The following is a 13,876-nucleotide window of genomic DNA, read 5'->3' on the forward strand; positions in this document are numbered from 1 at the left end:
GCCATGCTTCACATACAAAACGGTTCACAGCAACTGTCACTGTGAACCGTTTTGTATGTGCTTTTGTTTTTTACAGTGCGCGGATTGTCGTTTTGACCAGACCAATGCGCTTTGGCGACATGCTGAGCTCATCGTAGCCCAACTCAATCAGGCGGGGCACGAACTCAAGCGTACCGGCCAGTTCGCCGCACATACCAACCCATGCACCGTTCGCATGCGCGCCTTTTGCGACTTGTTCCAACAGGCGCCACAGCCCTGGATGGCTAGGATCGTACCACTTTGTAACCTCCGGATTCATTCGATCCGATGCGGTCGTGTACTGAATTAAGTCGTTGGTGCCCACGCTGACGAAATCGAGTTTTTCCGCCAGGAGATCCGTGATCAATGCGGCTGCCGGGACTTCAATCATCGCGCCCAATTCAACTTCACCAAATGATTTGCCTTCCGCCTTTAGCGCGCCTTTGGCTTCGTCAACCGCTGCGAGTGCGGCTTCCACATCGGCGACACTGGTCACCATAGGGAACATCAATGCGATGTTGCCATGGTCGGCCGCGCGCAATATTGCCTTGAGCTGCGTTTGGAACAAAGTGGGCTGTTTGAGCGTGTAACGCAGTCCTCTTACGCCGAGAAATGGGTTTTCTTCCTCGTCAAACTGCAGGTAGGCGACCTTTTTGTCCGCACCGGCATCCAGTGTGCGAATGACCACTCGTTTCCCGCTCAATCCTTGTGCAACTTGTTTGTACGCCTCGTACTGCTCGTCTTCTGTCGGGGCTTCCTTTCTGTCCATGAACAGAAATTCCGTACGGAAGAGGCCGACGCCGTCCGCGCCGTTTTCCAACACGTGGGCAAGATCATTTGGGCTCCCGATGTTGGCTGCCACTTCAATGAGTTGCCCGGCTTTTGTCTTGGCCTCAAGATGCCGGTTCGCGTAGGCGTTTTTCATCATCTTTTCGTATTCATCGCGCGTGTTGGTCAACTCAGTTAACGCTTGCGCATCCGGCGCTACAATGACTTGTCCACTCTGACCGTCCAGGGCAATCTCTGTCTCATTTACAACATCTGTCAAAGAGAGACCGGTGACCATCGGAATGCCAAAATTGCGTGCGAGAATGGCGACATGGCTGGTTGAACCACCTTGTTCTGTGATGATGCCAGCAATGCCGACAGAACGGACTTGGAGAAATTGGGACGGCAGCAATTCGGGGGCATAGATGACCGAATTTGCTTGCACGTTGGCCGCAGTTGTCTTGCCAAGCAACTGTGAAAGCCATTGAATGCGCAAATCACGCAGGTCTTGTGCGCGCTCACGCAAATATTCATCGGGCAGAGATTCCAGCATGTCCGCGTACGACAGGATATTGTGGCTGACAGCGTACTCTGCGGTGTCGTGTTGTGTTTGAATGGCGTTCTCGATGCCAGCAGCCAGTTCGGGATCATTTAATATCGTCAGATGCGCTTGCAGGATTTCTGCGTGTGGATCATCGCCAAATTGGGCCAACTGCTTTTGCAAGTTGGCTGCAACGCGCGTTTTGGCCTCTTGCGCGCGTTGCCATTCGGCAACTGCATCTGTTGATTTGGCCGGCTGAATGTCGAGATCACTGTTGTCTAGGCGGTAACATGGGCCGATGGCGATTCCTTCTGAGACCGCCACCCCGAAAAACTTCTCCAAACTGCTTCGCTCCTAACTAAAAAGTAAATCGGCACCTTTGTGCCGCGTCATTCGCAATGTCTAGATTGATTCATATTTTGATATTTTTGGATCACATGACGCATGACGTCTTATTCTGAATCGCAAGTCTGTATATGGCATTACCATCAGCCATGACATCTTGCGTTGCATGGGCGTTCTCACAGACGAGCGCGCCAGTAAACACAAGCGTCATGGCTGGGTATTGTGTCTTGTCCGTCGGATTTCAACGAATCAGGATGTGACAATTGGAACGATGGCCTTCAGCGCTTCTTCTTCGTCTGGCCCGTTTGCTGAAATCTCGATTTTTGTTCCTTTGGCGATGCTCAAGCTGAGAATGCCTAAAATACTTTTGCCGTCGACTGTTTTATCACCGACGGTCACTTTGATTTCCGATTTGTAACGTTGCGCCGTATTGACAAAATCTGACGCCGGGCGCGCATGCAGCCCTGCCGCACTTTGGACTTCCACTGTTTGTTTTTGCATCCACAAACTCCTCCTTATTTCGCTATGTCTGGAGTACAAGGTGTGTCCGTGTTCGATATCAGTGCCCTGAATGACACCTTTCGATGTTGTGCACACAAAGTTGTGGGGATGTACATTCTTATCAGGGGCAGCTCAAGCTTTGCTTGATACCCTCGGATTCTACACCATCAAAGGCCTGTATTCAATCGGGAAGGAATACTGGAAATGATGCGAATGGTGCGAAAGCTGTGAACCAACTGCCAAATGAGGCGCTGTCGTCTGGTAAATCGTAAAAAGGGGACGCCCTCCGTGAAAAAGGACGTCCCTGTCCCTGGACATCGTCCTGGATGTCATCAGTGCAGATAGATGTTGGCTGTATTTATTTTCGTCCGCGCTGCCCATACGGCGGAGGTTGTAGTATGCCGCGCCGCTTTGCCCCTTGATGAGCCATCTTAAATAGCTCCTGCACTTTTTCATCACGTACCACATTGAATGCCAGTGAACCCAACTTGACGAATGTACCCACCTTCATTCTGGCCACCTCCAACGAAATGGTTTTTGGTTTACCATATGAAGACAGTCCCGGCGCGGCTCGTTACTCGCCTTGGGTATTGGCCAAAGTTTGCTGCGCCTGTGCAAAACGGGCGTTCAGCCGTTCAACCGCGATGGGATCATCCAGAGACTGTGCAGCGTGAACCGCATTTTCAGCATGTGACAGCGCGTTGTTTGCTTGCGCGATGGTCGAATGCGTTTTGTGCGACAGCACCTGTTTGACCGCGTTTTCCGCTTTCTCAACCGCGTTGTCAGCGTCTGCGAAAGGGGTTTGGTTGTTCAAACTGGAGTGATGGTCAGCCATGTATGGCGCCCCCTTGTGAATGATGTTTGTCCGGTTTAATATCCACATATCTGCTGAACAATATCGTGTCGGGTTTTTCCACACGTCCAAAGGCGTTATAATTGAGATGAACCACCGTGCGTGATGCATCTAGCATCAGCAGCAGCATGAAAATGCCAGTCAGTCGGAGCATTGCGGATGGTTGGCGCCAATGTACCCATTTCATTTTCAATAGAGGATAGGAAAGGTGGCCCAATTTTCGATGAAAGAATTGAAGACGAACGAAGCATACGCTGACGCAACGCAAGCGGGTCGTGTCATGGTCGAGTTTTATGCCAATTGGTGTCCAGACTGCAAGCGCATTGAACCGTATTTTGATGAGTGGGAAAACAAGTATCAACCTGATTTCACGATGGTTCGGGCCAATCGAGATGAGTTGCCGGACTTGGGTGAAAAACTAGAAGTTTTGGGCATTCCCACTTTTATTGCCTATGAGGATGGCAAAGAAGTTGCCCGCCTGTTCAGCCGAGACGCAAAATCAAAGGAACAAGTTGAGTCATTTCTCAACAATGCTTATCAAAAGTGATCCGCTGTTTGATAGACTGCCGTTTTTGATGCGCACGTAGCACTACGAAAATACGAGTGAATCAAGACGGGCGGATGGCGTGTGCCAAAACGCCAGCTGTATTTTCAGGAAAATCTGTCGCAAAGGAGGAACAGGGCGCTTCTGCACCTCCTTTTGGACAACCATCAGCAGATTTAAATCTGAAATGGCCTACCCGGAACACGTGTTTACGGGTAGTATTTTTTATAGGGAACTTTATTTTGCAAGGCAGGTGGATCATGATATGGCACGGGTTATCCTGCGTGACGGCGGTGTCGCGGAGTTGCGCAAGGCTCGGTTTACCAAAGAGGACGTTGGACAGATCCGCAACTTGCTGCAGTCTGTATCAGAGGAGAGTCTCTATTTTCGTTTTTTTCAAGTGATCCGAGATTTTGATGATAATGCCATTGAAAAATTGATTGGAGATGGCGGGCCGACGGCGTTGACGCTGATGTGCAGCGATGGCCATCGCGCACTTGCCATCGGCAGTTATCAAAGGCTTGGCGAAGACAGCGCTGAGGTGACGTTTTTGGTCGCCGATGACGTACAAAAACGCGGTCTCGGTTCACTGTTGCTAGAGCACCTGGCAGAAGTGGCATATCTGAACGGTGTCAAGCAGTTTGAAGCCAGTCTGCTGACGGACAACGAGCGGATGATGCATGTCTTTAGCGCCAGTGGTTTTGCAATGACCAAAAAAGAGGAATCCGGCATCATCCATCTGGTTTGGCCGCTGCGCCACAATGAGCGCAGTCGAGCGCTGCAGGAGACGCGCGAACGGCTGGCGACGGCCGCTTCTTTGCACACGTTCTTCCATCCGAAATCGGTCGCCGTCATCGGGGCATCTCGGGCGCCTGAACGGCTTGGACATGTGATTTTTCGGCATATTTTAAGCAGCGATTTCAAGGGGACCGTCTACCCAGTCAATCCGACTGCTGCTTCAGTAGCCGCCGTCAAAGCTTATCCGTCGCTCAAGGATGTGCCCGAGCAGGTTGATCTCGCGGTCATTGTGGTTCCTGCTAGCCAAATGCTGTCCGTTGCGGATGAGTGCATTGAAGCAGGCGTCAAAAGCGTGATGATTGTCTCATCAGGCTTCTCTGATACGGACCCGCCTGGGACGGAACTGGAAAAAACGGTTTTGGATCGTCTGCGTGCGGCTGGCTGTCGGATGATAGGACCATCCAGCCTCGGTTTGATTCAGATGGATCCGCACGTGCAACTGAATGCCAGTTTTGCGCCGAACATACCGGATGTGGGGAATGTGGCGATTGCTTCGCACTCTGGCGCGCTTGGCATCACCATTTTGGATTATGCCGCGCGCATTGGCGTTGGGGTTTCCAGCTTTGTCAGTTTAGGCAACCGCGCGGACGTCTCCGGCAATGACCTCTTGCAGTATTGGGAGTCTGATCCAGCAACCGAAATGATCCTGCTGTATTTGGAATCGTTCGGCAATCCGCGTAAATTCACGCGCATCACGCGACGCATTACGCGGCACAAACCGATTCTCGCCGTCAAAAGCGCGAGAACGCCAGTGGGCGTCAATGTGGCCAAGAGCCATACAGTCGCTGTGGCTGCGGAAGATGCCACGGTGGAGGCGATGTTTCGCCAGACGGGCATCATCCGGGTGGATACGCTTCAGGAATTGTTCGATGTGGCCATGTTGATTCGCGCGGGAAAATGTCACTCCGGTCGACGTGTCGCCATTGTCACCAATACAGCCGGCGGCGCTGTCATGTCGGTAGATAGACTTTTGCGTGAGGGCTTGGAATTTGTCGAACCTGTCATCAATCTGGGCTTTGAGGCGCTTGCAGAGAGCTATCGGGTCGTTTTGCCGCAAGTCATGCGGGATCCTTCAGTGGATGCGGTGATTGTCCTGTTTACACCAGTCGGTTCATCAGAGGAAGAAGCGGTGCGTGTCGCCATCTCTGCAGCCTTGTGCGAAGTGGCCAACGATCCCGCTGGAGAGGGACGCCATCCCTACGACAAACCGGTGGTTGCCAACTTTTTGACGACAGGTGACTATCGAGTGCGTTATCTGGAAGTGGATTCGGACAGGTGTATTCCCATCTATCCGTTTCCCGAACAGGCCGTGCGCGCTTTGGCGAAAATGACCGCCTATCACGAGTATCGGGATCGAGATTTTGGCCACATACCGGATTTGCCTGACATTGATACCCAAGCGGCACGTTCGATTGTCCGGTCAGCGCTCACAAGCGATGTCGAGCGGGCGGAACTCACGCGCGACGCCATTAAGGAAGTGCTCAAAGCGTTGGGGACAGGTGTGACGCTTTGCGATTCTGTCGCCCCTGCAGGGATGACTGTCGAGATTCGGGTTGATTCCGATCCGCTGTTTGGACCGTTGTTGCGTCTTGATTTGGCTGGGCAATCCGCATCCAGCATCATGCAAGTGCCTGGTTTGTTGCCGGCGGTGAGGCTGGTTCCACTGACAGATGCGGACGCAAGGGAAATTTGGCATGATGCATGTGCGCGCGCCAACGTTGGAGCAGTGGAACAGGAGCATCAGGCATTCGTGCTTGATTTGATTCTCCGCCTGTCACAATGGATAGAGGACGTCCCGGAAGTGAGCCACGCGAAATTCCATCTGAAGCTGACGGATCGGTTGCAATGTATGGAGGCGAAAGTCGAGGCTTCGCGCGTGCCATACAACAGTTGGACCATCGATTTGGCATAGGGTATCCGTTCGGACAAAAGCCAAACGTTTCTCTTTTTGATGAGCGTTTGGCCAATTCCGGGCTTCCTAAGTGTCACAAATGGCAAATAAGTGCCCATCAAGCCGAATACGGAGGCGTATAAATGTCGGGGGCATTGGCCTTTGCAATTTTTATTGCGACTTTAGTCGTGGTCATCTGGCGGCCTCGTGGATTGTCCATCGGTTGGACTGCGATGTCAGGCGCAATCGTCGCCTTGTTGACTGGTGTCGTGCATTGGCGCGACGTCTGGACGGTGACCACGATTGTCTGGGATGCGACGTTTGCTTTTATCGGAATTATTATTTTTTCCACGGTTCTCGATAAGATCGGCTTCTTTGAATGGGCAGCGTTGCACATGGCCCGTTTGGCCAAAGGCGATGGTCGACGCCTGTTTATTTTGGTCAGTTTGCTTGGCGCCGCAGTGTCCGCGCTTTTCACAAACGATGGTGCAGCTTTGATCTTGACACCCATCGTGCTCGAAAAGATGCATTTGTTGAAATTCGACTTGCGACGGACGATTCCGTTTGTGCTTGCAAGTGGATTTATTGCAGACAGCGCATCTTTGCCGCTCGTTGTCAGCAATCTCGTCAATATTGTGACGGCGGACTACTTTCACATCGGGTTCCTGCATTACTTGTTACATATGATTGTTCCGTATTTTGTCAGTGTGGGGATCAGCTTGCTGATGTTCATGCTGCTCTTTTATAGAGAAATTCCATCCACGTATGACGTTCGCATGCTGCGGCCGCCTGGAGAAGCCATCCGTCATCGCGGGATGTTTGTCATCTCATGGGTATTGTTGGGCGTATTGTCTGCGGGTTACATTGTCACGGACTTATTGCACATTCCGGTCAGTTTCATGACTGCGCTCATCGCCATCGTGTTTTTGTGCTCGGCCAGGTGGACAAACGTGTTGAGACCATGGCCCATTTTGCGCAATGCACCGTGGTCCATCGTCTTTTTCTCGATTGGGATGTACGTCGTCGTGTTCGGACTGCAAAATGTCGGCCTGACGCACGTTCTGACCAAGCTGATAAGCGTGTTGTCGGCGCATGGAACGTGGATGGGCGTCTTTGCGACGGGGCTGGTGATGGCCTTTGTATCGAGCGTGATGAACAATTTGCCCAGTGTGATGATAGGGGCGATTTCAGTTCACGGTTTGCACCATTTGCCTTGGTTGCAGGAGATGTACGTATACGCCAATGTGATTGGCTGTGATTTAGGACCTAAGATGACCCCGCTCGGATCACTTGCGACATTGCTTTGGCTCCATGTGTTGGCGCAAAAGGGTGTGCGCATTCGTGTGTGGACTTATTGTAAGACCGGTTTTTTGCTGACTGTGCCCACACTTGTCGCCACGCTGGCCAGCTTGTACGGCTGGGGTCTATTATTGCATTGACGACTTTATTTCAACGTGGTACATGTGGCAAGATAGAGATGGAGGGATGTCAAATGGAACATCGTAAAGTGATGATTCTTGGAACTGGACCAGCTGGTTATACAGCTGCGATATACAGTGCGCGCGCCAATCTTGAACCCTTGGTCATTGAGGGTGAGGAACCGGGTGGTCAACTGACGTTGACGACCGAAGTGGAAAACTTCCCAGGGTTTGTCGACGGCGTCATGGGCCCAGAGTTGATGGAGAACATGAAGAAGCAGGCCGAACGGTTTGGCGCGACATTTCGACGCGGCCGCGCGACCGCAGTTGACGTCAAAGCGCGTCCGATGCGCGTCACAGTGGATAAGGAAACCGAATATACGGTTGATGCGTTGATCTTAGCGACCGGAGCGTCAGCGAAAATGCTGGGCATTCCGGGGGAACACGACATGATTGGCCGTGGCGTCTCCACCTGTGCAACCTGTGATGGATTCTTCTTCCGCAACAAGAAAGTGATCATCGTCGGAGGTGGGGATTCGGCGATGGAAGAGGCCACCTTTTTGACCAAATTCGCATCGGAAGTCACCATTGTTCATCGCCGCGAAGAGCTGCGCGCTTCGAAGGTCATGCAGGATCGAGCGCGGGCAAATGAGAAAATTAAATGGGTCTTGAATGTGACTTCAGAAGAAATCGTCAGTGATGGCAACAAGGTGACCGGATTGACCGTGGTTGACAATGCGACAAAAGAGCGCAAAACACTGCCAGCGGATGGCGTCTTTATCGCGATTGGCCACCAACCAAACACTGCGTTTTTGGCAGGGCAGTTGGAGACAGACGATGTCGGCTACATCGTCACCAAAGGGGCGACCTCTGAAACGTCTGTGGAAGGCGTCTTTGCGTGTGGGGATGTGATGGATTCGCGTTACCGTCAGGCCATCACGGCTGCCGGTTCTGGTTGCAAGGCAGCCATTGATGTCGAGAAATACCTTGAAGGCAGCGCAACACACGACTGGTCCATGTCGACCACCTAAGCAGCGTTGGCGCTAGATGATAAATAGAGCATGGATAGAGGTCTTCCTGTCACTGTTGACGGAAGGCCTCTTTTTTCATCTGTGAATTTTTGCGTGAAATATGCATGTTGTCCTGGCGTAGTGCGCATACTTTACGCGAAAATCCAATTTTGTAGGTACAGAAAGGAAGTTGATCTGTTTGCAACAGTATTCAGGCTATCAGCCGAACCAAGGGGCCCAAGGAGGCAACATGGGCTATTTCAATCAAGCGCCACAAGGATATAACACCCTTCGTGAATTTGCGACGGACCCCCAAGTCGTTCAGCAGCACATCCAACAATCTTTACAGGGGCAACCACAACAGTCGTATCAGTCACAAATGAGCCCGTTTGCAGGTGGCATGCATGACGTCATGCATGCAGGGGCGACCAACCCACAAACTGTGCAACAACATATTGCACAAGACTTAGGCTATCAAGGACCGCAGGCAAACCAGTACGGGTATGCAGGTCAAAACCAGTTCAACCCTGCGGCAATGCAGCAGGTTATGCATGCCGCTCCTGCTCAAGTACAGGGCGCACATGGTCAACAGTTAGGATACAATGCACAGCCCCAGTACGCGAATTCGTATTTCCCGCAGGCGCAAAACAGCGCTTTTGGCGAATTCGGCACCAATCCCCAAGTCGTTCGTCAGCACATCCAACAGGATTTGGCCAACCAACAAGGCGCAATGACCTCGCAGCAGGCTGGTGGATATCGTCCACAGCAAATGAGTTACGGGCAAGGCATCACAGCGCAACAAAACTATGGTCAGCAGCCGCAGGGCGGCATGTTCTCCCAGTTTGGCACCAACCCACAAGCGGTTCGTCAACAAATCCAACAGGATTTGAACGGTTATCAATAAGCGGCAATGTGTCAATGATCATGGGCTGTCCCAAACGTCATCGAGCAGATGACTGAAGGGGCAGCCCTTCGAATTTGCAAACCAACATATTTGCTGGTTTTTGGAATACTTTTTTGCATAATTTTCCTTACGTGTGAGAGTCTACGCATAGAATGGAGGTCATTTCTATGCGCAAACTTTTGCTCACGATACCCGCGATTTTTTTGGGTGCCACGTTCATGGGAGGATACGCACATGCGCAAGCAGCGACATCCACATCCTCGAAGGCAAGCGCCCATCATCAAGGAACGGTGTCCGACGTATCAAACAAACCAGGGTTGAAAAATAGACCTTCGCTGTCGAATCAGGCCTGGCTCACACTGCACATTCGCGAGCAACATGGGCAATTGTTGGTGAACAGTCAAACAGGTGGAAAAATGACCATTTCTCTTCCTGTCAACACCATGCTGCGATTGACGGTAGACAATGAGACAAGCCAGTCTTTACAAGCGGTTCATTTTCTCCCTCTACATGAACAAAACAAATCTGTTGGCATGTTTTCGTTTCAGACAGAAGAAAACCCCTCCTTTCAGACATCCACCAGCATTCCAGCAGACCAAAGCCGTATTATCCGCTTTCGTGCGCAGCAAATGGGTAAATTCACTTGTTTCGCCCACATGCCAGGCCAGCGCAAACAACCGTTATTTCAAGTTGCGATCACGCCGGTGGCAGCGAGCGTAAAGATACTGTCCACGTGATGCAGCAGCGCTTGGGTGCTCGTGTTTCAATGCGAATTAAGCGTTCATTTGAGTGATATATCAAGTTGATGTATACAAAAATGAGCCTGTGCAGGATGGCGTCAGCGACGTGCACAGGCTTCTTGTAGTTGTCAATCAAATGCGGGTATGCGACACTCGAAACAGGACAGGAGGAGAGAACATGGGATTTGCTGTGTCAGGCGCTGTATTCGCATTTCTTTCGGTAGCGCTGGGCGCGTTTGGCGCCCATGCGTTGAAGGGACGAATTTCAGCCGACATGCTCGATGTATTTCACACGGGCGTACAGTATGAAATGTATCATGCGCTGGCGCTTATCGCTGTCGGTGTGATGTTGAAATTAGGCATCGGTGGACGGTCGATGCACACCGCAGGTTGGTTGTTTGCCATTGGTATTGTGCTATTTTCCGGCAGTTTGTATGTGTTAAGCACCAGTGGTGTAAAAGTGCTGGGCGCCGTCACGCCGTTAGGCGGGCTGTGTTTCCTCGCCGGGTGGGTAATGTTTGTGATTGGTATCGTTTGATTGCTTTAAGCGCAAAAACCAAAACACGCTGACGAGACAGATGCCGCCGCCCAATGCCTGGATGACGTCGATGGGTTGACCTAGCAAAAAATACGCCAAAATGATGGCGCCGATGGGTTCACCGAGGATGGTCATGGCCACTGTCGTGGCGGACACGCTGTTGAGCAGCCAATTGAACAAGCCGTGCCCGAGGACGGTAGAAACCACCGCCAACAAGGCGAACAAGAGCCAGTTGCGCCCATTGTACGCGACAAGCGACGTGCGTGTGGCGACGTTAAAAATAAATAAGACAAAGCCGGCGATGAAAAAAACGAGTACGTTGTAGGTGGTGCCAGATACGGTTTTGCGCACTCTTTGCCCGGCCAACATATAGACCGAAACCGCCATTGTGCCGATAAACGACAAGAAATCGCCGTAAAAGTGGTGGCCGCCTTGACCAAAATCAGCGGACGCCACCAGTGCGCAGCCCAAAATGGCAATGGCCATACAAAGGACAGGGCGCAGTTTGACGCGCTCGTGAAAACAAAGGACTGCGCCAATCAAAACGAACATCGGCTCCAACGAGATGATGATGAGCGACGACGCGACAGACGTTTCTTTCAGTGACTGTATCCAAAACAAAAAATGGAGACCGAGAAAACAGCCAGACAACAGCAGGAGCAATATATCCTTGCCCGACAGTTGGCGAAATTCGCGCCGCTTTTTCCAAGCCAGCGGCAGAAACAAGATCACAGACATCCACAGTCTGTACATGCCGATGATGGCGGCAGGCGCGTTCGACCATTCAATAAAAATGGCGGAAAATGATACGGCGATGAGGCCAATCAATAAGGATGTAAAGATGATAGGCTGCGAAGTAGGCGCATTTTGCATGCAGGCTCTCTCCCTGTAAGGTGTGAAGGTACCTGTCACACTCTACGCTCTTTTCGAATGATCGTAAAGCCTTGACGAATTGGTCCTTGCTTTGTACAGTTTCTTTAACTTTTCATAAGAGATACTGCGGATGGCGCGGCACCAAGCGCCGAGGATAGACCGTCATGCGTGATGCGTCCCGCACAAGTAGAATCATGAGAATGCCAGTCAATTAAGGCATCGCAGATGGCGCACGCAAAGGGACCGATTTCATTTACAGGTTAGAGAGGATGACAAGAACGTGAAAATAGAGACGAAACTCGCCCAAATTGGCAACCGCGTAGACCCCGGAACGGGTGCGGTTTCTGCGCCGATTTACTTAGCCACCACGTTTGCCCATCCGGGCCTGGGAGAGAGCACTGGTTTTGACTACACGCGCACCATCAATCCGACGCGCAAGGCGTTGGAGGAAGCCATCGCAGAACTGGAAAACGGCGCGCGCGGTCTGGCGTTTGCCTCGGGCATGGCTGCTGTTCACGCGGTTTTGTCCCTGTTTAAGCCAGGGGACCACCTGATTGTCTCGAATGATCTCTACGGTGGTACATATCGCCTCATTGAACAGATCTTGCAGCCACTTGGCATCACCGCATCTTACGTGCACACGGGGCGGATGGCGGACATTGAGGCGGCATTGACTCCAGCGACACGGGCGATTTTCATCGAGACGCCGACCAATCCGACGATGCAAATCAGCGACATCGCCGCTTGTGCTCGTTTGGCTGCATCCCGCGACATGTTGACCATCGTCGACAACACGTTCATGACACCGTTTTTACAGCGCCCGCTCGATCTCGGCGCAGACATTGTCATCCATTCGGCGACGAAGTATCTTGGCGGACACAATGACGTCTTGTCTGGTCTTGTCGTGGCCAAGGACGCGGAACTGGGCGAACGCCTGTATTTTCTGCAGAATTCGATTGGCGCCGTCTTGGGGGCGCACGATTCTTGGCTCCTGATGCGCGGTATGAAGACGTTGGCGCTGCGCATGGAGCGCCATATACAAAACGCATATGCCATTGCCTGTTGGCTCGACGCGCGCGATGACATCACCGAAGTTTACTATCCGGGATTGGATACACATCCTGGACGCGACATATGCCAAAAGCAGTCCGCCGGGTTTGGTGGCATGGTTTCGTTTGATGTCATCGACGCACGCATGGTTCCACATATTCTAGCGCATTTGCGCCTCATCACGTTCGCCGAAAGCCTGGGTGGCGTCGAGTCGCTCATGACTTATCCAGCCCGTCAGACTCACTTTGACATCCCGGAAGATGTGCGCAATGCCATCGGCGTGACGGATCGGTTGTTGCGTTTGTCGGTGGGCATCGAGCACATCGGCGATTTGATTGACGATTTAGGCGCGGCCATCGATTATGCCAAAGACAAAGTCTTAGAGCACGCGCGGAGTTGATGACGAGACATTCATCAAACTGCGTAGCGGTATGCCCAAGGAAATAAATGCCTCATCCAGACTGGACAGCGGCAGTCCGACGACATTGTAATAGTCACCGACAATGCGTTCAATGAGCAGGCTGCCAATGCCCTGAATGGCATAGGCGCCAGCTTTGTCCAGCGGTTCACCTGTCTGAATGTACCAGCGCAGCCAGTCATCATCTTGTGGTCGCATCCACACTTGGGTGTGGACATGTGTCTGTAGGTGTATTTGCTTATCGACGTCGTAGAGACATACGCCTGTAAACACGTCATGTTGTTTGCCTTGCAACTGTTGCAGCATGGACAGCGCATGCTGCTCATCGGTCGGTTTGCCAAAAATCTGCCCATTGATGCTGACCACTGTATCAGCGGCCAAGATGATGGCCGCGTGGAACGCGCGCTCATGGACGGCTGCGGTCGCTTTTTTCAAGGCCAGCTGTTCAACGGCCACATGTGGAGACCAGGTCGGATCCAAAGATTCGTCCGCATTGGTGACGCAGGTTTCAAAAGGGATGTGCAGCATCTCCAGCAATGCCCGTCGCCGGGGAGATCCTGATGCGAGGATGAGTCGTTTTCCGGTCATTCCATCTACTTCCTTTGTTTGTCGTGATTGCCGCGATGATGTGCAGCTCGTTCGGTTATATTATGCATGATTTGACGC

General features: G+C 52.0%; 14 protein-coding genes. 8 read left to right on the plus strand and 6 right to left on the minus strand.

Annotated elements, in window-relative coordinates; all coding sequences use genetic code 11:
* Positions 1 to 70 precede the first annotated feature (70 nt).
* The 4 genes from ptsP to ACFSB2_RS00925 form a co-directional block, all read right to left on the minus strand.
* Positions 71 to 1,669 (minus strand): phosphoenolpyruvate--protein phosphotransferase, encoded by a 1,599-nt coding sequence (gene ptsP / locus ACFSB2_RS00910; protein WP_377940641.1) that lies wholly within the window; start codon positions 1,667 to 1,669, stop codon positions 71 to 73.
* A gap of 252 nt (positions 1,670 to 1,921) precedes the next feature.
* Complete coding sequence (locus ACFSB2_RS00915) at positions 1,922 to 2,173, minus strand: HPr family phosphocarrier protein (RefSeq protein WP_377940642.1); 252 nt, start codon at positions 2,171 to 2,173, stop codon at positions 1,922 to 1,924.
* 358 nt (positions 2,174 to 2,531) lie between these two features.
* Positions 2,532 to 2,684, minus strand: coding sequence for a hypothetical protein (locus ACFSB2_RS00920; protein WP_377940643.1), 153 nt, complete (start codon positions 2,682 to 2,684; stop codon positions 2,532 to 2,534).
* Positions 2,685 to 2,747: 63 nt separating this feature from the next.
* Positions 2,748 to 3,008 (minus strand): hypothetical protein, encoded by a 261-nt coding sequence (locus ACFSB2_RS00925; RefSeq protein WP_377940644.1) that lies wholly within the window; start codon positions 3,006 to 3,008, stop codon positions 2,748 to 2,750.
* A 226-nt stretch (positions 3,009 to 3,234) separates the two neighbouring features.
* Between ACFSB2_RS00925 and ACFSB2_RS00930 the strand changes: the two genes are divergently transcribed.
* The 7 genes from ACFSB2_RS00930 to ACFSB2_RS00960 all read left to right on the plus strand — a co-directional run bounded on the left by ACFSB2_RS00930 (position 3,235) and on the right by ACFSB2_RS00960 (position 10,869).
* On the plus strand, positions 3,235 to 3,573 hold the full coding sequence (locus ACFSB2_RS00930; protein WP_377940645.1) for a thioredoxin family protein: 339 nt from the start codon (positions 3,235 to 3,237) through the stop codon (positions 3,571 to 3,573).
* A gap of 262 nt (positions 3,574 to 3,835) precedes the next feature.
* Positions 3,836 to 6,280, plus strand: coding sequence for a GNAT family N-acetyltransferase (locus tag ACFSB2_RS00935; RefSeq protein ID WP_377940646.1), 2,445 nt, complete (start codon positions 3,836 to 3,838; stop codon positions 6,278 to 6,280).
* 122 nt (positions 6,281 to 6,402) lie between these two features.
* Positions 6,403 to 7,698, plus strand: a complete 1,296-nt coding sequence (locus ACFSB2_RS00940; RefSeq protein ID WP_377940647.1) for an arsenic transporter — start codon at positions 6,403 to 6,405, stop codon at positions 7,696 to 7,698.
* Between the two features lie 53 nt (positions 7,699 to 7,751).
* Positions 7,752 to 8,708, plus strand: coding sequence for a thioredoxin-disulfide reductase (trxB, locus tag ACFSB2_RS00945; protein WP_377940648.1), 957 nt, complete (start codon positions 7,752 to 7,754; stop codon positions 8,706 to 8,708).
* 178 nt (positions 8,709 to 8,886) lie between these two features.
* Positions 8,887 to 9,591, plus strand: a complete 705-nt coding sequence (locus ACFSB2_RS00950; protein WP_377940649.1) for a hypothetical protein — start codon at positions 8,887 to 8,889, stop codon at positions 9,589 to 9,591.
* Between the two features lie 167 nt (positions 9,592 to 9,758).
* Positions 9,759 to 10,328: a hypothetical protein gene (locus tag ACFSB2_RS00955; protein WP_377940651.1), complete on the plus strand. Its 570-nt coding sequence runs from the start codon at positions 9,759 to 9,761 to the stop codon at positions 10,326 to 10,328.
* A gap of 181 nt (positions 10,329 to 10,509) precedes the next feature.
* On the plus strand, positions 10,510 to 10,869 hold the full coding sequence (locus ACFSB2_RS00960) for a DUF423 domain-containing protein (RefSeq protein ID WP_377940652.1): 360 nt from the start codon (positions 10,510 to 10,512) through the stop codon (positions 10,867 to 10,869).
* Here the strand turns inward: ACFSB2_RS00960 and ACFSB2_RS00965 are convergent.
* Positions 10,813 to 11,742, minus strand: a complete 930-nt coding sequence (locus ACFSB2_RS00965) for a DMT family transporter (protein ID WP_377940654.1) — start codon at positions 11,740 to 11,742, stop codon at positions 10,813 to 10,815. The two genes, ACFSB2_RS00960 and ACFSB2_RS00965, sit on opposite strands and share 57 nt — an antisense overlap.
* 280 nt (positions 11,743 to 12,022) lie before the next feature.
* On the opposite strand from ACFSB2_RS00965, the gene ACFSB2_RS00970 reads away from it, so the two are divergent.
* On the plus strand, positions 12,023 to 13,192 hold the full coding sequence (locus ACFSB2_RS00970; protein ID WP_377940656.1) for an aminotransferase class I/II-fold pyridoxal phosphate-dependent enzyme: 1,170 nt from the start codon (positions 12,023 to 12,025) through the stop codon (positions 13,190 to 13,192).
* On the opposite strand, the gene ACFSB2_RS00975 is transcribed toward ACFSB2_RS00970, so the two are convergent.
* Entirely contained in the window at positions 13,172 to 13,798 is a 627-nt protein-coding gene (locus ACFSB2_RS00975) for a Maf family protein (protein WP_377940657.1), read from the minus strand. The genes ACFSB2_RS00970 and ACFSB2_RS00975 overlap by 21 nt on opposite strands.
* Positions 13,799 to 13,876 lie beyond the last annotated feature (78 nt).

Source organism: Alicyclobacillus fodiniaquatilis (assembly GCF_042678105.1).
Lineage (GTDB): Bacteria > Bacillota > Bacilli > Alicyclobacillales > Alicyclobacillaceae > Alicyclobacillus > Alicyclobacillus fodiniaquatilis.

Excerpts from the sequence above, each read along its gene's own strand:
- ACFSB2_RS00935 (WP_377940646.1), top strand. The coding sequence starts at position 3,836 with ATGGCACGGGTTATCCTGCGTGACGGCGGTGTCGCGGAGTTGCGCAAG.
- ACFSB2_RS00920 (WP_377940643.1), bottom strand. The coding sequence starts at position 2,684 with ATGAAGGTGGGTACATTCGTCAAGTTGGGTTCACTGGCATTCAATGTG.
- ACFSB2_RS00925 (WP_377940644.1), bottom strand. The coding sequence starts at position 3,008 with ATGGCTGACCATCACTCCAGTTTGAACAACCAAACCCCTTTCGCAGAC.
- ACFSB2_RS00940 (WP_377940647.1), top strand. The coding sequence starts at position 6,403 with ATGTCGGGGGCATTGGCCTTTGCAATTTTTATTGCGACTTTAGTCGTG.
- ACFSB2_RS00915 (WP_377940642.1), bottom strand. The coding sequence starts at position 2,173 with ATGCAAAAACAAACAGTGGAAGTCCAAAGTGCGGCAGGGCTGCATGCG.
- ACFSB2_RS00955 (WP_377940651.1), top strand. The coding sequence starts at position 9,759 with ATGCGCAAACTTTTGCTCACGATACCCGCGATTTTTTTGGGTGCCACG.
- ACFSB2_RS00965 (WP_377940654.1), bottom strand. The coding sequence starts at position 11,742 with ATGCAAAATGCGCCTACTTCGCAGCCTATCATCTTTACATCCTTATTG.
- ACFSB2_RS00975 (WP_377940657.1), bottom strand. The coding sequence starts at position 13,798 with ATGACCGGAAAACGACTCATCCTCGCATCAGGATCTCCCCGGCGACGG.
- trxB (WP_377940648.1), top strand. The coding sequence starts at position 7,752 with ATGGAACATCGTAAAGTGATGATTCTTGGAACTGGACCAGCTGGTTAT.
- ACFSB2_RS00960 (WP_377940652.1), top strand. The coding sequence starts at position 10,510 with ATGGGATTTGCTGTGTCAGGCGCTGTATTCGCATTTCTTTCGGTAGCG.